The sequence below is a fragment of the Saccharothrix longispora genome (assembly GCF_030852425.1).
GTDB lineage: Bacteria > Actinomycetota > Actinomycetes > Mycobacteriales > Pseudonocardiaceae > Actinosynnema > Actinosynnema longispora.
Map to the genome: position 1 here is coordinate 244,092 of NZ_NSDM01000008.1, position 19,163 is coordinate 263,254.

The following is a 19,163-nucleotide window of genomic DNA, read 5'->3' on the forward strand; positions in this document are numbered from 1 at the left end:
TGGTCGTGCACCGCGACCGCGCCGTCCCCACCTGCGCCGTCCCACCTGCGCCGTCACCGCCGCCGGCGAGCTGGTCGCGGTGGGCGGCGGCATCGGCAGGCACACCTACACGACGGTGGAGCGGCGGTTGGCCGAACGGCTCCGCCGGGAGGTGCTACGCGGGTGACGGGCCCCTCGGGGCGTCGAGCCGGGCGGCTTCCTCCGGGGTGGGCGCGGTGCCGCCGAGGTGCGCGGGCTGCCACCACTGCCCCTCGCCGGACTCCGGGTAGCTCTTCTGCGCGTGGTCCAGCAGCTCCTGGACGCGGGTGCGCAGGGCGGCGTCGGTGGTCGGCTCGATCGGCTCGCCGACGACGATCGTGATCGGCACGTGCCGCTGGGTCAGGCTCTTGGGCCTGCCCTTGGTCCACAGCCGCTGGGTGCCCCACACGGCGGTCGGCAGCAGCGGCACGCCCGCCTCGGCCGCGAGCCGCACCGCGCCGCTCTTGACCTCCTTGACCGTGAACGACCGGCTGATCGTGGCCTCCGGGAAGATCCCGACGACCTCGCCGGACCGCAGCGCGGTCAGGGCCTGCTGGTAGGACGCCTGACCGGCGCCCCGGTCCACCGGGATGTGGTGCATCCCGCGCATGAGCGGGCCGGACACGGGGTGCTTGAACACCTCGTGCTTGGCCATGAACCGGACGAGCCGGCGCGCGGGCAGCGCGCCGAACCCGGCGAAGATGAAATCGAGGTAGGACACGTGGTTGGAGGCCAACACGGCCCCGCCGGTGGTCGGCACGTGTTCCGTGCCTTCCCGGGCGATGCGCAGGTCGAGCACGCGGAACATCAGCTTGGCCGCGGCGATCACCGGCGGGTACACGCGATCTGGCATACGACCAGCCTACGTTACTCGCTAGTAGTGGAGGAGCCTTCGTGTTCGCGCACGACCTTGGGCACCCCCGCCAGGTCCTCTTCGTTGCACAACAGCTTCAGCGCGTAGTACGGCGACCCCTTGGTGTCGTCGTAGTCCAGGTGCACGGCGATCACGTCGACCGGCTCACCGAGCCAGTCCTGGGTCTGCCGCAGCCAGGAGGCGGCGCGCTCCAACGCGCTGGGCAGGTCGTCGTCGCGGAACTCGACGGGCCGGTAGGGGACTTCCTGTACCTGGTCCCGCTGGTTGGCGGGCATCGGGAGGTCTACCGCCACCCCGCTGTCGTTGAGTTCGAGTTGGATCGTTTCCTCACTGCTCACCCGTCCAGGGTTCCCCAGCGGTGAACGCGCGGCAAGTGATGTCGCTCAACCCGGCGCGACCGGGAGCTCCGCCAGCCCGCTGACCAGCACCCGCCGCCACGCGAGTTCTTCGACCGGCCGCGCCGCCCGCAGGCCCGGGAACCGCCTCAGCAGCACGCCCAGCGCCTCCTGGAGCTCGATCCGGGCCAGTTGCGCGCCCAGGCAGAAGTGCGGGCCCGCGCCCAGCGCCAGGTGCGGGTTCGGCGTTCGCGCCAGGTCCAGCTCGTCCGGCGCGTCGAACGCCCGCGGGTCGCGGTTGGCCGAGCCGATCGACGCCATCACGCCCTCGCCCGCCCGCACCACCACCCCGGCGACCTCGACGTCCTCCAGCGCCACCCGCAGCTGCCCGACCTCGCTGAGCCGCGTGAACCGCATCAGCTCCTCCACCGCGCGCGGCACCAGGTCCGGCTCGGCCACCAGCCGCTCCCAGTGCCGCCGGTCGCGCAGCAGCGTGGCGACGAAGCCGGTGATCTGGTTCGCCGACGTCTCGTGGCCGGCGACCAGCAGGTTCAGCGCGAACGCCACCAGCTCGTCGTGCGTCAACGAGGTCGCGCACAGCTCGTCGAGCAGGTCGGCCGACCGCTCCCCGGCGCGCTCCTCCGCGCGCTTCGCGGCGACCAGCGCGCCCATGTACTCCAGCAGGCCCGCCATCGCCTCCTCGACGCGCCCCCGCTCCGACATCTCCATGCTGTAGGACAGCTCGACCCACTCGCGGAACCGCTCGCGGTCGTCGTACGGCACGCCGAGCAGCGTGCAGATCACCTGGATCGGCAGCGGCAGCGCGAACACCCGCCGCAGGTCCACGCCGTCCGCCGGGGCCGCCGCGAGGTCGTCGGCCAGCCCCTCGCACAGCTCGCGCACCCACTCCCGCGCCCCTTCCACCCGCCGGTGCGCGAACGCGCCGGACACCAGCCCGCGCAGCCGGGTGTGCTCGGGCGGGTCGGTCGTCGGCAGCGTGCCGGCCAGCGGGCGCGACACGCCCACCCTCGGCGCGCCCTCCTCCACCACCGCCGCGCGGGAGAACCGGGGGTCGGCCAGCACCAGCTTCACGTCGTCGTACCGCGTCACCAGCCACACCCGCGCGCCCGCGAGCGTGCGCACGCGCACCGCCGGCGCCTCCTCGCGCAACCGCGCCCACGTGGGGGAGGGGTCGAAGGAGAAGGCGTCGGCGAACGGGATGTCGAGCACGTCGTCCGTCATGATCCCGACGTTAGGAGCCGGACCCGGCCGCGTCGAGGGGCGCGCACCGCCACCGCCACTCCTCGCGCCGGGGCCGCCCACCCAGCGGGACGCGGCCGTTCGCCCACAGCAGAGCCGCCATCGGGTCGTCGCCGGGCGGCACGTCCGGGAACAGGCGCCGCAGCACCGCCGCGGGCAGCGCCGGGTCGGGTGCGAACACCGCGCCGAGGCCGCGGCCCGCGTCGTGGGTGTGCACCAGCATCTCGTCGCAGCCCATCCCGGCGAACCCGGCCGCGTCCGACAGGCCCCAGGGGTGCCAACCGAGCGCGTCCGGCGGCCGGCCCTCCACGACGGCGGCGAGCACCGAGGCCGTCGTCCGCACCGCGCGCACCAGGTCCGCGGGCGGTGCGGACGGCTGCACCCGCACCTCCGCCACGCGCAGCCCCTCCGGCCCCGCGGAGAGGTCCGCCGAGTAGTAGAGCAGGCAGTCCGACACGTGCGCCACCGTCGCGGCGACCGTCCAGCCGACCTCCGGCACCACCGCCGACCAGTCGGCCCCCACCAGCCCGTCGAGGAACCCGCCGCACTCCCGCGCGACCGCCCGGACCACCGCCCCGTCCACCACGGAAAACTCCCTCGCATTCGTCGGACCCGCGGGTGACCATCTCAGACATGTACGACATCCGTCCCGCCGCCCAGGACGACCTGGACGCCGTGCTCGCCTTCGTCCTGCGCCTGCAGGCCGACGACGCGCACCACATCGGCTACCTCGGCGAGACGCTCGGCGACCTCGCGGCCGAGCTGGCCGAGTTCGAGCCCGACTGGGCCTCGTGCACGGTGGTCGCGACCGACGACTCCGGTCGGGTGTGCGGCGCGCTGAGCATCGAGGTCGACACCGAGCTGAACCGCGCCTTCCTGCACGGCCCGTTCGTCGACGTACCCGTCAACCACCCCGCCGGCAGTCGCATCTGGGACCAGACCGCCGACGCCCTCTACGTCCGCGCCGCGCCGCTGCTCGACGGCGTCGCCGACCGGGAGCTGCTCGGCCACACCGGCCACCGGCGGCTCGCCGCGTTCGCCGAGCGGCACGGCTTCGCCGCCGCGCGACCGTGCGGCATCCACGTGCTGGAGGGCGACGGCCTGCGCGAGCTGATGCTGCGCGAGGCGAGCTGCCCCCGCACCGGTCCCGCGCGCGAGATGCGCGTCCTGCCCACCGACCGCGCCGTGCACGAGGCCGTGGCCGTGCTGCACGAGCGGTGCTTCCCGAAGACCTACCTGTCCGGCCGTTCGCTCGTGGACGGCAGCCGCAAGCACACCGTCGTGGTCGCCATGGACGGCGGCCGCGTCCTCGGCTACGCGTCCGGCAAGGCCGAACCGGGCGAGTTCTACCTGGACTTCGTGGCCGTGGAACCCGACGTCCGGGGCCAGGGCGTCGGCGCGGCCCTGATCACCGAGCTGGTGTGGAAGCTCGCCGAGTCGGCGGGCGCGCGCCCCCAGGCCGCCGCCGCGATCCTCGCGGGCAACCGCTCGTCCCGGCGGTTGTTCGAGCGCCTGGGCTTCCGGCTGCACCTGGAGCTCGTGTCCTACCGCGTCGGCAAGGCCGCGTGACCCCACCCGGGTCGGGCGGCGGAGCGCGCCGCCCGACCCGGGGCGTGCGGGACCGGGTCAGCGGGCCTCGGCCGACACCGGCTCGTCCACCCCCGGTGGCAGCTCCCCCTTGTGCCGCAACGACAACAGCCCGCCCACGACCAGCGTGACGAGCACGCCCATCGGCGTGTACCAGGGGTACGCCAGCGACACGATCTTCTGCGCGGGCGCCGCGGCGGAGAAGTCGATCGCGAGGGTCGCGTCCGGGCCGACGAACTTCACGCCCAGGATCACGAACGCCATCACCACCACCGTCACCGCGAACGCCACGATCGCGTCGGACTGCCGCGCCCGGCGGAACAGCAGCCCCAGCAGGAACGCGCCCAGCAGCGCGCCGTAGGTGAACCCGGCGATCGACAGGCCCTGCTCCACGATCGGGTTGCCGCGCCGCGTCAGCGACGCGAACAGCCCGGCGCACACGATCAGCAGCCCGGCCCACGCGACCGTCCACAACCGGCCCTGCCGGAACACCTCGGCCTCGGTCATCGGCGTCCGCCGCACGCGCTGCACCACGTCCGTCACCGTCGAGGACGCCAGCGCGCCCAGCGACGACGACAGCGCGGCGGCGAGGATGCCCGCGATCACGAACCCGGACAGGCCCGACGGCATGTCGTTGACGATGAAGTGCGCGAACAGCTCGTCGTTGTTGTTGAGCCCGAGGTCCTTCACCGGCGCGGCGGCCTTGTAGAACGACCACAGCATCACGCCGATGAACAGGAACAGCGCGAACTGGAGGATCACCACGACGCCGCTGCCGATGAGCGCCTTCTGCGCCGCCTTCACGTCCTTGGTCGCCATCAGCCGCTGCACGACGAGCTGGTCCGCGCCGTGCGACGCCATCGACAGCACGGCGCCGCCGATGAACGCGGTCGGGATCGCGTACGGCGAGGTCAACGCGGACAGCGACGGGTCGATGACCTGGAACTTCCCCGCGTCGGCGGCGGCGGAGAACCAGCCGTCGGGCAGCTTCCCGCTCAGCACCGCGATCACCGCGACCGCGCCCACGACGTACCAGAGCATCTGGATCGCGTCGACCCACACCACGGCCCGCACGCCGCCGAGGAAGCTGTAGGCCACCATCGCGACGCCGAGCACCGCCACGATGACCCAGTACGACGCGTCCACGCCGTACGCGGCCAGCACGACCTTCACCGGGATCGCCGTGGCGAACAGCCGCAGGCCGTCCGCGAGCAGCCGCGTCACCAGGAACGTCACCGACGCGGTGCTCTGGATGCCCGGCCCGAACCGCTTGCCCAGGAACCCGTACGCGGTGATCAGCTCACCCGCGACGTACCTGGGCAGCAGCACGAACGACACGACGACCCGGCCGATCAGGTAGCCGAACGCCAGCGCCAGGAACGTCGAGGTGCCCAGGTACGCGATCGTGGGCACGCTGAGCACGGTCAGCGTGGAGGTCTCCGCCGACACCACCGACACGCACACGACCCACCACGAGATGCGGCGCTCGCTGACGAAGTAGTCGGTCGCCGACCGCTGCCGCCCGGCGATCCACACCCCCAGCAGCGGCATGCCCACCAGGAACAGCACGATGATGCCGACATCAAGTGCGCGCACGGTGTCCTCCAGTGATTCTGAGCCCGCGAACGGCGGTGATCGCGGGTTCGGGCAGGCGCAGGGGGTGGCGGCCGGGGGTGAACGACCCCAGCGGGCGGGGGCCGGCGGCGCCGGTGGCGGACGGCACGTTGGCCGGCAGCCCGTGCCAGCCGAGGAAGCCCAGCAGCGCCGCGAGGTAGGCCTCCTTGGCGTCCGAGGGCAACCCGAACTCGTCGCTCGCCCGCAGGTCGACGTGCCGCCGCAGCGACTCGACGAGCACGGGGTTGCGCATCCCGCCGCCCGAGCCGACCACGACGCCCTCGCAGCCGGCGGCGACCGTGCGCGCGGTCAGCTCGGTCAGCGTGGCCAGCAGGTCCTCGGCGGGCATGGTGAGGCCCTCGGTGGCGCGGTCGAGGTAGGCGCGGTCGAAGTGCTCCTTGCCGGTCGACTTCGGGGCGGGCCGCGCGTAGTACGGGTCCGCGAGCAGCCGGTCGAGCAGGTCGGCGCGCACCCGGCCGCGCCGGGCGTACTCGCCGTCGACGTCCCGGTCGCGCAGCCCGCCGGAGAGGACGACCATCGCGGCGTCCATGAGCGCGTTGCCCGGGCCGGTGTCGTAGGCGATCACGCCTGCGGGTGACACCTTGGTGACGTTGGCGATGCCGCCGATGTTGAGCGCGGTGGCGGGCCCGTCGGCCGCGAGGTCGGCGAGCCACAGCGCGTCGAGGGTGCTCGCCAGCGGTGCGCCGTGCCCGCCCGCCGCGACGTCGCGGACCCTCAGGTCGGACACCACCGGCAGACCGGTGACCTCGGCTATCCACGCGGGTTGGCCGAGCTGGAGCGTGCCGAGGCAGCGGCCGTCCTCGACCCGGTGGTGCACGGTCTGGCCGAGCGACGACACCAGGTCGCCCTCGTACCGCGACGCCGCGTCCGCGAACAGTTGCCCGAGCCGCGTGTCCAGCTCGCACAGCTCGGCGGCGCTCGTCGGCGGCACGCGCAGCTCGGCCGGGAACGGGTGCTCGGCGTGCTCCACGGGGGTCAGCAGGACGGTCGGCCCGTCCAGCGACAGGTCGGCCACGGCGACGTCGACGGCGTCCATCGACGTGCCCGAGATGAGCCCGATCACCCTCACGCCCTGTGGTGTATTCCACACAGCCCGCAGCGCGCAAGACCGTAGGTGGGAAAGTTGCCGGAAATCAACTTGGTTCGTCGATCGTCCACATAGGGGGGCGTGCGAGGATTGCCCGGTGTCCACCACGTCCCTGATCTGGATCATCGTCGTCGTCGCGGCACTGCTCGCGGTCGCCATCGTGGCGGGCGTCGCGCTGTCCCGGCGCCGGCGGATCAGCCTCACCGAGACCAAGCGCGACGAGGTCGAGAAGCCCGCCAAGGGCTACCAGGCCGGCGGGGCGATCACGTTCAACGCGCCGACCGCTCCACCGAAGTCGACGGCCCCGCCCGAGCCGGTCGAGACCACCGCGCCCGAGCCGGCCGCACCCCGGGTGGTCGAACCCGAGGCCGCCGAACCTCCAGTGGCCGAACCCCCCGTGGCCGGACCCCCCGTGGCCGGATCCCCGGTGGTCGAACCCCCGGTGGTCGAACCGGTCGAGCACCCGGTCGCCGAGCGCACCGAGGTCGACGGCCAGCCGGGTGTCGGTGACGACGCCTCCGTGCCGCGCGACTCGGTCAAGCGCGGGTTCGTCGAGGTGGACCTGCCCGAAGAGGCGTCCGAGATCGACGAGATCGAGCCCACCGCGGGCCGGTTGGAGCGGCTGCGCGGGCGGCTGTCGCGGTCGCGGTCCACGTTCGGCCAGGGCCTGCTCGGCCTGCTCGGCGCGGGCGACCTGGACGAGGACTCGTGGACGGACGTCGAGGACACCCTCCTGATGGCCGACCTCGGTTCCGCCATCACCGACCAGGTCGTCGCCGCGCTGCGCGAGCAGATCGCCACCCGCGGCGTGCGCACGCCGGACGACGCCCGCGCCCTGCTGCGCGACGTGCTGGTCGACGCGCTGCACCCGGAGATGGACCGCGTCGTGCACGCGCTGCCCCACTCCACCGGTCCTCACGGGGTGAAGCCGGCCGTCCTCCTCGTCGTGGGCGTCAACGGCGTCGGCAAGACCACCACCACCGGCAAGCTGGCCCGCGTGCTCGTCGCCGACGGCCGGACCGTGCTGCTGGGCGCGGCCGACACGTTCCGCGCCGCCGCCGCCGACCAGTTGGAGACCTGGGGTTCGAGGGTCGGCGCGTCGACCGTGCGCGGCGCGGAGGGCGCGGACCCGGCGTCGGTCGCGTTCGAGGCGGTCAAGCAGGGCGTGAACGCGGGCGTGGACACCGTGCTGATCGACACCGCGGGCCGCCTGCACACCAAGACCGGCCTGATGGACGAGCTGGGCAAGGTCAAGCGCGTCGTGGAGAAGCAGGCGGAGGTGGACGAGGTGCTGCTCGTCCTCGACGCCACCACCGGCCAGAACGGCCTGACCCAGGCGCGGGTGTTCGCCGATGTCGTCGACGTGACGGGCATCGTGCTGACCAAGCTCGACGGCACCGCCAAGGGCGGCATCGTGTTCCAGGTGCAGCGCGAGCTGGGCGTGCCGGTCAAGCTCGTGGGCCTGGGCGAGGGAGCCGACCACCTGGCCCCGTTCGAACCGCAGGCCTTCGTGGACGCCCTCCTCAACTGACCCCCACCCGAGAGTCCAACCCGCAGGGCGTTGGACTCTCGGGGTCAGGTGCGGGTGGCCTGGGTGGTCAGGTGGGCGGCGGTGCCCAGGATCGCCGGGAGGATGCCGGCCACCGACTCCTTGGTCAGCCTGCTGTCCGGGCCGGAGACCGAGAGGGCGGCCGGGGCGGGGGCCCCGGGCAGCGGCACGGCGACGCAGCGCACGCCCAGTTCCTGCTCGCCCTCGTCCAGCGCGTAACCCTGTTCGGCGACGCGGTCCAGTTCGACCAGCAGGGCGTCGACGTCGGTGATCGTGTTCGGCGTGTACGCGGGCAGCCCGGTGCGCGCCAGCAGCGCCCGCACCTCGTCGCGCGGCAGTCGCGCGAGCATCGCCTTGCCCACGCCCGTGCCGTGCGGCAGCAGCCGGCGGCCGACCTCGGTGAACATCCGCATCGAGTGCCGCGACGGCACCTGCGCCACGTACACCACCTCGTCGCCGTCCAGCACGGCCAGGTTCGCGGTCTCCCCCACCTGGTCCACGAGCTGCGCCAGGAACGGCCTCGCCCACGTGCCGAACTGCCGCGACGCGCTCTCGCCCAGCCGGATCAGCCGGGGGCCGAGCGCGTAGCGGCGGTTGCTGTTCTGCCGCACGTACCCCAGCGCGACGAGGGTGCGGATGAGCCGGTGGATGGTCGGCAACGGCAGGCCGGAGGTGGCGGCCAGCTCGGACAGGCTCGCCTCGCCACCGGCGTCCGCGAGGCGTTCCAGCAGGTCGAAGGCCCGTTGCAGCGACTGGACCCCGCCGCCCGACTCTCGTGCCACGGGACCACTCCTTCGTTGCCGTTCCGCGTTGTGAAAACTATAGTCCGCCAAGTAGAAACCGAGCTGAAACGAGGTGGACCTCCATGTCCGGTGTTCGTGTCCTCGGGGGCGATGTGGAGCGCGGGGACGAGATCCTCACGCCGGACGCGCTGGAGTTCGTGGCCGAGCTGCACGGCCGCTTCGCGCCGGAGCACGCCGCGCTGATGCGCCGCCGCGCGCACCGCCGCCCGCTCGGTTTCCTCGACGCGACCAGGGAGGTCCGCGAGGGCGACTGGAAGGTCGCCGAGGCCCCGGGACCGCTGCGCGACCGGCGGGTCGAGATCACCGGCCCGACCGAGCGCAAGATGACCGTCAACGCGCTCAACTCCGGCGCGAAGGTGTGGCTGGCCGACCTGGAGGACGCCAACACGCCGCACTGGCACAACGTCGTCTCCGGCCAGGTCAACCTCTACGACGCCGCCCGCGGCACGGTCGAGTTCACCTCGCCCGAGGGCAAGCACTACGCCCTGCGCGACGACGTGGAGCGGCCCGCGATCGTGGTCCGCCCGCGCGGCTGGCACCTGCCGGAGCGGCACCTCGAGGTCGAGGGCCGCCCGGCGATCGGCGCGCTGGTCGACTTCGGCCTGCACTTCTTCCACAACGCCGCGCTCGGCCGGCCGTACTACTACCTGCCGAAGATGGAGAGCCACCTCGAAGCCCGGCTGTGGAACAGCGTGTTCACCGCCGCGCAGGAGCGGCTCGGCGTCCCGCACGGCACGATCCGCGCCACCGTCCTGATCGAGACGATCCCCGCCGCGTTCGAGATGGACGAGATCCTCCACGAGCTGCGCGACCACGCGTCCGGTCTCAACGCGGGCCGCTGGGACTACCTGTTCAGCATCATCAAGTACTTCCGCGACGCGGGCCCGGACGCCGTGCTCCCCGACCGCAACAGCATCACCATGACCGCGCCGTTCATGCGCGCCTACACCGAGCTGCTGGTGCGCACCTGCCACAAGCGCGGCGCGTTCGCCATCGGCGGCATGGCGGCGTTCATCCCGAACCGGCGCGACCCCGAGGTCACGGAGAACGCGCTGGAGAAGGTGCGCGCCGACAAGACCCGCGAGGCGGGTGACGGGTTCGACGGCTCGTGGGTCGCGCACCCGGACCTCGTGCCGGTGTGCCGGGAGATCTTCGACGAGCGGCTGGGCGGCGAGCCGAACCAGCTCGACGTGCTGCGGCCCGAGGTGGAGGTCACGGCCGGGCAGCTGCTCGACTTCGCGTCCACCGGCGGTGCGGCCACCCGCGCGGGCGTCGAGTCCGCCGTGGACGTCGGCGTGCGCTACCTGCTGTCGTGGCTGGGCGGCAACGGCGCGGCGGCCATCCACAACCTGATGGAGGACGCCGCCACCGCCGAGATCTCCCGCTCCCAGCTGTGGCAGTGGGTGCACAACGACGTGGTGCTCGACGACGGCACGCCGGTCACCGCCGAGCTGGTGCGCGAGGTGCTGGCGGAGGTCCGCGGGCGGCTCGACGGCGAGCACCTGGACGCGGCGGTGGAGCTGTTCGAGCAGGTCGCGCTGTCCGACGACTTCGTGGACTTCCTGACCCTGCCCGCCTACGAGCGGATCTGACGTGCCGCGCACGTCGCTGCCCGCCGACGCGGTGCGGGCGCTCACCGCGCGGCTGGCCGACGCCGGGCAGCGGTCGCCGGTCGGCAGGCAGCCGGTGCACACCTGCTACGTGCCCGCCGACCGGGTCACCGCGGACACCGTGCGGGTCTGGGGCGCGCAAGCGCTTGCGGCCCTGGACGCGCACCCCGACCTGGGGCGCGTCCTCGGCCTGCCGGACGACCTGGCCGCCGTGCTGCCCGACCGGGTGCGGGCGAAGCTCGCCGCCGAACCGGTCGAGGACCTGCGCGTCGACTTCGAGGACGGCTACGGCCCGCGCCCCGACGCCGAGGAGGACGCCGACGCCGAGCGCACCGCGCTGGTCGTGCGGGACTGGGTGGCCTCCGGCGCCGCGCCGCCGCGGTTCGGGCTGCGGATGAAGTCGTTCGACACGCGGGCGCTGCGGGAGCGCGGCATCCGCACGCTCGACGTGTTCCTCACCGCGCTCGGCGGCGCGCCCGAGGGGTTCGTGATCACCTTCCCCAAGGTCACCTCGGTCGACCAGGTCGAGGTGCTCGGCGACGTGCTCGACCTGTTCGGGCTGCCGCTGCGGTTCGAGATCCAGGTCGAGACGACCCGGTCGATCGTGGACCCGGCCGGCCGGCTCGCGATCCCGCGGCTCATCGAGGCGGGCCGGGGGCGGGTGAGCGGCCTGCACTTCGGCACCTACGACTACACGGCGGACTGCGGCCTCGGGGCGGCGCACCAGCACCTCGCGCACGGCGCGTGCGACTTCGCGCGCAACGTCATGCAGGTGTCGGCGGCCGGCACGGGGGTCGAGGTGTCGGACGGCTCGACCAACGTGCTGCCCGTCGGCGACGCCGTCGAGCACGGCTGGCGCACCCACTACGGCCTGGTCCGCCGCTCCCTGGCGCACGGCTTCCACCAGGGCTGGGACCTGCACCCGGCGCAGCTGGTGACCCGGTACGCCGCCGTGCACGCGTTCCACCTGGAGGGCCTGGCGGGCGACGCGGCGCGGTTGCGGGCGTACGTGGCGCGGGCGGGCGGGTCCGTGCTGGACGAGCCCGCCACCGCGCGGGCGCTGTCGTCGTCGTTCGTGCGCGCCCTGGACTGCGGCGCGCTGGACGAGGACGAGGTGCGCCGCGCGACCGGCCTCGGCCCGGACGAGCTGAGGGCCCTGGCCCGGCGGGGGTGACCGGCCGCGAAGCCCCCGGCGGCGGACCCCGCCGTCACCGGAAGGGGTGATCTCGCGGTTCCGCGCGGCCGAGCGCGCGACGACCGGCCATGGTGGGGGCCATGACCATGCGGGCCGGGTTGTGGACCGGGCTGCCGGACCTGGAACGGGCCGAGTTCCGGTACCAGGTGGTGGCGTGCCCGGAGGACGTGGACGTGCTCATCGCCGCCCTGGGGCGGCCGGAGTGCAACGACGGGATGCTGGAGCACTTCGCCCGCGACCTGGACGCGGACGGGGAGAGCGACCACAACCTGGTCCTCGCCGTGCGCGGCCCGTGGGGCTACCTGAACTACGTGGACGACGACTTCACCGGCTGGCCCAAGGGCGACCCGGACGCGCCGTACGTGGACGAGCGGTACACCGACTTCCCGCCGGGGGTGGGCCTGCGCCTGCCGCTGTTCCGCGAGGTGCTGCTGGAGTTCCTCGCCACCGCGCGGCGGCCGACCACCGTGGACTGGTACGACGAGGCCGACCTGTTCCACGAGTGGCGGGTGCGGCGGATGGCCCTGCGCGAGGTGTGAAACCGGGTGGCCCGCCGGGGCCGCCCGGGGTCATGATCGAGGGCGTGGAACCCCTCGTCGTGCCGTCACCGCCCCCCACCTTCGAGGACGTGCGCCTGCGCGCGTTCGAGGACCGCGACGTGGACATGGTGCTGGACCTCGCGACGGACCCGTACGTGCCGACGATCGGCACGCTGCCCCTGAACGCCGACCGCGAGCAGGCCCTCGCCTACCTGGCCCGGCAGCACGACCGCCTCGCCACCGGCTACGGGTACTCGTTCTGCGTCGCCGACCGGGACACCGACGAGGCGCTGGGCGGCGCCGGCCTCTGGCTGGCCCAGCTCCCGGCCGGCCGGGCGTCGGCGGGCTACTCGATCGCGCCCCGCAGCCGGGGGCGCGGCGCGGCGGGCCGGGCCCTCGCCGCCCTCACCCGGTTCGCGTGGACGGTGCCGGGGCTGCACCGGGTGGAGCTGCACGTCGAACCGTGGAACACGGCGTCGGTCCGCACCGCCGAGGCCGCCGGGTACGAGCGCGAGGGCCTGATGCGCAGCCACCAGGAGATCGGCGGGCGGCGCGTGGACATGCTGCTGTACGCCGCGGTCAAGCCGGGCTGACCGGGCCCCTGCCGGGTCAGAACTCCGGCAGCGAGTACCAGGCCAGGCCGACGTCCTCGGCGTCGTCGCGCAGCACGGAACCCTCGATGAGGCCGTACGGGCGGTCGGCGGCGTGGAACACCTCGTTGTGGTTCTCCAGGCCGAACGGGGACAGGTCGACCGCGAAGTGGTGCTTGTTCGGCATCGACAGCCGCACCTCGGCGACCTCGGGCCGGTCGAGCAGCACGGCCTCGCCCATCGCGTAGAGGGTCTGCTGCAGCGACAGGCTGTGCTTCGCGGCGAACGCGCCGAGCAGCAGCCGCCGGATCGCCGCGTGCGACGCGGCCCAGTCGACGTCCTCGTCCCGGTAGCGCCACCGCGCCGTCACCGAGGTGGCGAGGACGCGGTCCTCGGTTTCCGGCAACGTCGTGTACTCGTCGCGGGGGAACCCGTGGAACTCCGAACCGGTCGTCTTGAGCACCACCAGGTCCCGCACGCCCGACACGACCCAGGCGCGCGGGCCGTCGACCGTCACGGCCGTCGTGCGCTTCTCCGCGGAACCGCCCACGAACGAGTGGCCGTTGTCCTCGATCCGCTGCCACGAGTGCTCGTCCACCAGCACCCGCGCGCCGGTGATCGCCTCCTGCGAGGACACGAAGTGCCTGCCCAGGCGCAGCGCGAAGTCCTCGATCTCGCCCACCGGGGCCTGCTTGGCGAACGCGTGGACCGTGTTCTTCTGCGTGTCGGTCGCCAGCACCTTCGAGTTGTCGCCGGTGAGGTGGGTGTCCGCGAGGTCGCCGCGCAGGGACGTGCCGACGGTGAGGTCCTTGATCGTGTGCACGTCGCCGTCGCGCGACACGACCACCAGGCGGTTCTCCGCCTTCCCGTACTGGTTCGGGCCCAGGACGATCCCCATGGTCAGCTCCCTCGGTAGGTGGTGAACGCGAACGGGCTCAGCAGGATCGGCACGTGCAGGTGCCCCTCGGTGACCCGGAAGGCGATCGTGATCTCCGGGTAGAACGGCGTGTCGACCTCGAACACCAGCCGGTGCACGCCGGGTTCCAGCTCCTCGGCGAACCGCAGCCTGCCGTCGTCGTCCGTGCGGCCGGAGGCCAGCACCGCGCCGTCGCGCTCCAACCGCACCGGCACGCCGACCCGCGGCCGACCGGCCTCCGCGTCGAGGACGTGCGTGGACAGCGTGCTCATGCCACCACCTTCCCGAGCCGCAGCGCGGCGATCTTCCCGAGTTCCCGGCCCGCCACGCGCAGTTCCGCGGCGGGCTCGTTGTCCATCCGCGCGGCGAGGTCGTCCAGGACCTCCCCGGCGGACAACCCCGTGGCGCACACGAGGTAGAGGTGGCCGAACCGGTCCTCGTACGCGGCGTTGGCCGCGGCGAGCCGGTCGGCGGCCGCCCCCGCGACACCGGACTGCTCGTCGGCCGACCACGCCGCCGAGACGCCGCCGCGCCGCGCCCCCTCACCGATGCGGGGGTGCCCGGCGAGCGCGGCGCGCACCTCCTCGTCCGACAGGTCCGCGGCGCGGGCGGAGCCGGCGAGCAGCGCGTCCACGTCGGGGTAGGGCCGCCCGGCCAGCACGGCGTCGACCCAGCGCGGCACCGCGAGGCACTCGGTGAGCAGGGGCCGGAGCACGTCGGCGGGCGCGGTGTTGAAACCGGTGAGGTCGAACCCGGCGGGATCGGCCGCGGCGGGATCGGGCACGGCGGGATCGGGCACGGCGGGATCAGGCACGGCGGCCCCCTCTTTTGCATGGCGGAATGCCACTTCCGCAACGGGGGACGGTACGAGCGCCTTCGGAGCGTGTCAACGACGTCGGCCCGGCCACCCGCCCCACCTCGGCGCGGCCGGGACCGCCGCCGGGGAAACCGGGGCTTCGCACCGCGCCCGATGGGTGCGAAGGTGATCCGATGGACCTGGTGCTGCGCGCTGCCCGCGTGATCACCCCGGACGGCGAGCGCCGGGCCGACGTGGGCGTGGAGGGCGGTCGGATCGCGGCCGTCGCCGACCGCCTGGACGGGGCGAGGGTCGTCGAGCTGGCGGCCGACGAGGTGCTGCTGCCCGGCCTGGTCGACACGCACGTCCACGTGAACGAGCCGGGGCGCGGCGAGTGGGAGGGCTTCGCCACCGCGACCCGGGCGGCGGCCGCCGGTGGTGTCACCACCATCGTCGACATGCCGCTCAACAGCCTGCCGCCGACGACCTCGGTGGCCGCGCTGGAGGCCAAGCGGGAGGTGGCGCGCGAGCGGGCGCACGTGGACGTCGGCTTCTGGGGCGGCATCGTGCCGGACAACCTCGACGACCTCGACGGGCTGCACGACGCGGGCGTGTTCGGCTTCAAGTGCTTCCTGGCGCACTCCGGCGTGGACGAGTTCCCGCACGTGACCGGGGACGAGCTGCGGCGCGCGCTGCACCGCCTGGGACCGCGCGGCGCGCTGACCGTCGTGCACGCCGAGGACCCGCGCGAGATCACCGAACCGGGCCCCGGCTACCGGGCGTTCCTCGACTCCCGCCCGCACGCGGCCGAGTCCGGCGCCATCGCCACCGTCGTCGGCCTGGCGGAGGAGACTGGCGCGCGGCTGCACGTGCTGCACCTGTCCAGCGGGCACGGCGTGGCGCACGTCCGCGACGCCAAGGCGCGCGGCCTCGCCGTCACCGCCGAGACCTGCCCGCACTACCTGACGTTCGTCGCCGAGGAGATCGGGGACGCGGCCACCGAGTTCAAGTGCTGCCCGCCGATCCGCGACGCCGCCAACCGCGAGTCGTTGTGGCGCGCGCTCGGCGAGGACGTGGTCGACCTCGTGGTGACCGACCACTCGCCGTGCACGCCGGACCTCAAGGCGGGCGACTTCGCCACCGCGTGGGGTGGCATCGCGAGCCTCCAGCTGGGCCTGCCCGCCGTGTGGACCCAGGCCCGGCGGCGCGGCCACACCCTGCACGACGTGGTCCGCTGGATGGCCGGCAACCCCGCCGACCTGGTCGGCCTGACCACCAAGGGGCGCATCGCGCCGGGCGCGGACGCGGACTTCGTCGTGTTCGCGCCGGACGAGGCGTTCGTGGTGGACCGGGACGCGCTGCACCACCGCAACCCCGTGACGCCCTACCACGGCCGACCGCTGGCCGGCGTGGTGCGCCGGACGTGGCTGCGCGGGCAGCCGATCGACGACCGACCGCGCGGGCGGTTGCTCACCCGAGGAGACGCATGACCGAGGCACCCGGCTTCACCCACCTGCCCGACCTGGCGTGCCGCGAGTTCGGCGGCGGCGTGGTGTGGGCGAACGACGAGCTGTTCGCCGAGCGGGAGAACCTGATCAAACGGGCCGAGCCCGTGTTCGACACCTACACCTTCGGCCACAAGGGGCAGGTCTACGACGGCTGGGAGACCCGGCGCCGGCGCGAACCGGGGCAGGACTCGGCGATCGTCCGCCTCGGCCTGCCGGGCGTGGTCAAGGCGGTGGTGGTCGACACGGCGTTCTTCACGGGCAACTACCCGCCGTTCGCCTCGGTCCAGGCCACCTCGGCGGTCGGCCACCCGGACCCGACCGAGCTGACCGGCTGGGAGGAGCTGGTGCCCAAGTCGCCGCTGGGGGGCGACCGGAAGAACTCCTTCGAGGTCGACGCCGCACGCCGGTACACCCACGTGCGGCTGACGATCCACCCGGACGGCGGGGTGGCCCGGTTGCGGGTCTTCGGCGAGCCGGTGCCCGACCCGGCGCTGCTGCTGCCCGAGGCGGTGGACCTGGCGGCGCTGGAGAACGGGGGCGCGGTGGTCGGGTGCAGCGACATGTTCTACGGCTCGCCCGGCAACCTCATCGCGCCCGGCCAGGCCGCGGTGATGGGGGAGGGCTGGGAGACGGCGCGCCGCCGCGACGACGGCAACGACTGGGTGGACGTGCGGCTGGCCGCGGCCGGCGCGGTGCGGCTGGTCGAGCTGGACACCACGCACTTCAAGGGCAACGCGCCCGGCTGGGCGTCGGTGACCGGGCGGGACGAGCGCACCGGCGCGGAGTTCCCGGTCCTGCCCCGCACCCGCCTGCAACCCGACACCCGCCACCGCTTCCCCGTCGAGGCGGTCCCGGAGGCCACGCACGCGCGGCTCGACATCCACCCCGACGGCGGGATGGCACGCCTTCGGCTGTTCGGCCGCTTGACGACGGACGGCCTCAGGGCGATCACCCGGAGGTACCGGGAACTGAGCTGAACAACCGTCAAAGTCGTCCGCCCAAGGGCTGATGACCTGTACGACCTGAGTCGGTTGTGAGGCGCACCACCCCCCTGAAAGCCTGCGGTAACCCGATTGGGTGACAGGAACTAGGGAGGAACCTGTGCGATCGATCATCCGTGCGCTCGGCGGTCTGGGGACCGCCGCCGCGCTCGTCCTGGGGACGGCCACGTTCGCGTCGGCCGAGGAACAGCCCGTCGACGCCCAGGGCGTCGCGGGCATCACCTGGGCGCCCTGCCCCGAGATCGCCGAGGTCGAGTGCGGCACGCTCAGCCTGCCGATCGACTGGACCAGGCCGCGCGGCGAGAAGTTCGACCTCGCCGTGGCCCGCCGCAAGGCCCTCGACCCGGCCGAGCGCCTCGGCGTCCTGGTCGTCAACCCCGGCGGTCCCGGCGGCTCGGGCGTCGACTTCGCGCTGGGCGCGGACGGCTACTTCAGCCCGGAGGTGCAGCAGCGCTTCGACATCATCGGCTTCGACCCGCGCGGCGTGGCCCGCAGCCGGCCGGTGAAGTGCTCGTTCGACCTCGCGGTGAACGCCCCGTCGATCTACCCGACCGACCAGGCCGGCTTCGACGCCCTCGTCGCCTACAACCGCGAGCTGGCCGCCGACTGCCGCGCCCACAGCGGCCCGATCTACGACCACGCCGACACGCTGTCCGTCGTGAAGGACATCGACGCCCTGCGCCGGTCCCTCGGCGAGCGGAAGATCAACTACTACGGCATCTCCTACGGCACGCTCATCGGCCAGCAGTACGCCGAGGAGTTCGGCCGCAACATCCGCGCCATGGTCATCGACTCGAACATGGACCACAGCCTCGGCACGTGGCGCTTCAACGAGACCGAGGCCGTCACCGCCGAGGACTCGTTCACCGAGTTCGTGAAGTGGTGCGAGCGCACCGAGTCGTGCGCCCTGCACGACCGGGACGTCGTGGAGTTCTGGGAAGACCTGCTCGCCCGCGCCGACCGCGGCGAGATCACCGACCCGGGCGACCCGACCTACGTCGTCTCCGCGCGGGACATCATCGGCACGGCCTTCGGCGCGTTCTACGGCCCGAACTGGGCTCCGCTCGCCGAGTTCCTCGTCAGGCTCGCCGCCGGTGAGCCGACTCCGGGCACGTCGGTCAAGGCCGTCCGGGCCGCCCAGGAGACCGTGGAGAACCCGTTCCCCGCGGTGTTCTGCCAGGACTGGGCCATCCGCGTCAAGAACTACCGCGAGTTCTCCGCCCTGGTGAACCGCGCCAACCAGCTCGCCCCGCACATGCGCGGCGGGTCGCTCGGGCACTCGGCCATCGCCGGCTGCGTGGGCCTGCCCGAGAAGGTCAACAACCCGCAGCACCGCCTGCGCATCGGGGACTCGCCGAAGATCCTGATGAGCAACGCCCTGCACGACCCGGCCACCGGCTACGAGTGGGCCGTCAACGCCCACCGGCAGAGCCGCGACAAGACCGTGCTGCTCACCTACGAGGGCTGGGGCCACGGCGTGTACGACCGCAGCGACTGCACCCGCGGCGCGACCGACCAGTACCTGATCGCGCTCAAGACCCCGCGGCCCGGCGCCCGCTGCGCCGCCGTGGAGCCGCCCGAGCAGGCGGTGGCGTCGCCGAACGCCACGCCGCTGCCCGCGGGCCCGGCGCCGGGCGTGCCCGGCTGGCTGCGGTAACCGCCGGCACGACCAGGAGGCCGCCCCCGCCACCGCGCGGGGGCGGCCTCCGCCGTCTCCGGCACGCCCGCCCCCGAGGTCGGCGCCACCGGTGACCCACCGTCGCCGGGCGGACCGCCGTGACCCGCGCGCCACCCCGGGGCGGGGGTCGCTCACACGCAACGTCACCGTCGATTCCCCGGCCGGGTGGACTCCCCGCAGGA

19 protein-coding genes are annotated in these 19,163 nt (G+C 73.6%); 9 read left to right on the forward strand and 10 right to left on the reverse strand.

What is annotated here, in order from left to right:
* Nucleotides 1-154 precede the first annotated feature (154 nt).
* From CKY47_RS20350 to CKY47_RS20365, 4 genes are all read right to left on the reverse strand, one after another.
* Nucleotides 155-871 carry a lysophospholipid acyltransferase family protein gene (locus CKY47_RS20350; protein WP_306747480.1) on the reverse strand — a complete coding sequence of 239 codons (717 nt, stop codon included), beginning with the start codon at nt 869-871 and terminating at the stop codon, nt 155-157.
* A gap of 14 nt (nt 872-885) precedes the next feature.
* Entirely contained in the window at nt 886-1,167 is a 282-nt protein-coding gene (locus tag CKY47_RS20355) for a hypothetical protein (RefSeq protein ID WP_306747635.1), read from the reverse strand.
* 108 nt (nt 1,168-1,275) lie between these two features.
* Complete coding sequence (locus tag CKY47_RS20360) at nt 1,276-2,469, reverse strand: cytochrome P450 (protein WP_306747481.1); 1,194 nt, start codon at nt 2,467-2,469, stop codon at nt 1,276-1,278.
* A gap of 10 nt (nt 2,470-2,479) precedes the next feature.
* On the reverse strand, nt 2,480-3,073 hold the full coding sequence (locus CKY47_RS20365; protein WP_306747482.1) for a maleylpyruvate isomerase N-terminal domain-containing protein: 594 nt from the start codon (nt 3,071-3,073) through the stop codon (nt 2,480-2,482).
* A 47-nt stretch (nt 3,074-3,120) separates the two neighbouring features.
* Between CKY47_RS20365 and CKY47_RS20370 the strand changes: the two genes are divergently transcribed.
* The gene (locus CKY47_RS20370) at nt 3,121-4,056 is read left to right on the forward strand and encodes a GNAT family N-acetyltransferase (RefSeq protein ID WP_306747483.1); all 936 of its coding nucleotides are present in this window, start codon (nt 3,121-3,123) and stop codon (nt 4,054-4,056) included.
* A 57-nt stretch (nt 4,057-4,113) separates the two neighbouring features.
* Here the strand turns inward: CKY47_RS20370 and CKY47_RS20375 are convergent, their stop codons facing one another.
* Entirely contained in the window at nt 4,114-5,670 is a 1,557-nt protein-coding gene (locus CKY47_RS20375; protein ID WP_306747484.1) for a sodium:solute symporter, read from the reverse strand.
* Complete coding sequence (locus CKY47_RS20380; RefSeq protein ID WP_371320703.1) at nt 5,657-6,778, reverse strand: anhydro-N-acetylmuramic acid kinase; 1,122 nt, start codon at nt 6,776-6,778, stop codon at nt 5,657-5,659. Before CKY47_RS20380 ends, CKY47_RS20375 begins: the two co-directional genes overlap by 14 nt.
* Before the next feature lie 115 nt (nt 6,779-6,893).
* On the opposite strand from CKY47_RS20380, the gene ftsY reads away from it, so the two are divergent.
* Nucleotides 6,894-8,327 (forward strand): signal recognition particle-docking protein FtsY, encoded by a 1,434-nt coding sequence (ftsY, locus tag CKY47_RS20385; protein WP_306747485.1) that lies wholly within the window; start codon nt 6,894-6,896, stop codon nt 8,325-8,327.
* A 44-nt stretch (nt 8,328-8,371) separates the two neighbouring features.
* Here ftsY and CKY47_RS20390 read toward each other — a convergent pair whose 3' ends face one another.
* Complete coding sequence (locus tag CKY47_RS20390; RefSeq protein ID WP_306747486.1) at nt 8,372-9,127, reverse strand: IclR family transcriptional regulator; 756 nt, start codon at nt 9,125-9,127, stop codon at nt 8,372-8,374.
* An 83-nt stretch (nt 9,128-9,210) separates the two neighbouring features.
* Between CKY47_RS20390 and aceB the strand changes: the two genes are divergently transcribed.
* The 4 genes from aceB to CKY47_RS20410 all read left to right on the forward strand — a co-directional run bounded on the left by aceB (nt 9,211) and on the right by CKY47_RS20410 (nt 13,085).
* Nucleotides 9,211-10,740, forward strand: a complete 1,530-nt coding sequence (aceB, locus tag CKY47_RS20395) for a malate synthase A (RefSeq protein ID WP_306747487.1) — start codon at nt 9,211-9,213, stop codon at nt 10,738-10,740.
* Nucleotide 10,741: 1 nt separating this feature from the next.
* Nucleotides 10,742-11,932 carry a DUF6986 family protein gene (locus CKY47_RS20400; RefSeq protein ID WP_306747488.1) on the forward strand — a complete coding sequence of 397 codons (1,191 nt, stop codon included), beginning with the start codon at nt 10,742-10,744 and terminating at the stop codon, nt 11,930-11,932.
* Nucleotides 11,933-12,033: 101 nt separating this feature from the next.
* On the forward strand, nt 12,034-12,492 hold the full coding sequence (locus tag CKY47_RS20405; protein WP_306747489.1) for an Imm1 family immunity protein: 459 nt from the start codon (nt 12,034-12,036) through the stop codon (nt 12,490-12,492).
* Between the two features lie 44 nt (nt 12,493-12,536).
* Entirely contained in the window at nt 12,537-13,085 is a 549-nt protein-coding gene (locus tag CKY47_RS20410; protein ID WP_306747490.1) for a GNAT family N-acetyltransferase, read from the forward strand.
* A gap of 16 nt (nt 13,086-13,101) precedes the next feature.
* On the opposite strand, the gene pucL is transcribed toward CKY47_RS20410, so the two are convergent.
* The 3 genes from pucL to uraD are packed head-to-tail and all read right to left on the reverse strand — an operon-like array spanning nt 13,102 to nt 14,782.
* On the reverse strand, nt 13,102-13,980 hold the full coding sequence (gene pucL, locus CKY47_RS20415) for a factor-independent urate hydroxylase (protein ID WP_306747491.1): 879 nt from the start codon (nt 13,978-13,980) through the stop codon (nt 13,102-13,104).
* Between the two features lie 2 nt (nt 13,981-13,982).
* Complete coding sequence (locus tag CKY47_RS20420; protein ID WP_306747492.1) at nt 13,983-14,270, reverse strand: hydroxyisourate hydrolase; 288 nt, start codon at nt 14,268-14,270, stop codon at nt 13,983-13,985.
* Nucleotides 14,267-14,782: a 2-oxo-4-hydroxy-4-carboxy-5-ureidoimidazoline decarboxylase gene (gene uraD, locus CKY47_RS20425; RefSeq protein WP_306747637.1), complete on the reverse strand. Its 516-nt coding sequence runs from the start codon at nt 14,780-14,782 to the stop codon at nt 14,267-14,269. Before uraD ends, CKY47_RS20420 begins: the two co-directional genes overlap by 4 nt.
* 206 nt (nt 14,783-14,988) lie before the next feature.
* Here uraD and allB point away from each other — a divergent pair, with 206 nt between their 5' ends.
* The 3 genes from allB (at nt 14,989) to CKY47_RS20440 (ending at nt 18,960) form a co-directional block, all read left to right on the forward strand.
* Nucleotides 14,989-16,284, forward strand: coding sequence for an allantoinase AllB (gene allB / locus CKY47_RS20430; protein WP_306747493.1), 1,296 nt, complete (start codon nt 14,989-14,991; stop codon nt 16,282-16,284).
* Nucleotides 16,281-17,279, forward strand: coding sequence for an allantoicase (gene alc, locus CKY47_RS20435; protein ID WP_306747494.1), 999 nt, complete (start codon nt 16,281-16,283; stop codon nt 17,277-17,279). Before allB ends, alc begins: the two co-directional genes overlap by 4 nt.
* Before the next feature lie 124 nt (nt 17,280-17,403).
* Nucleotides 17,404-18,960, forward strand: a complete 1,557-nt coding sequence (locus CKY47_RS20440) for an alpha/beta fold hydrolase (RefSeq protein WP_306747495.1) — start codon at nt 17,404-17,406, stop codon at nt 18,958-18,960.
* The last annotated feature ends 203 nt before the right edge of the window (nt 18,961-19,163 follow it).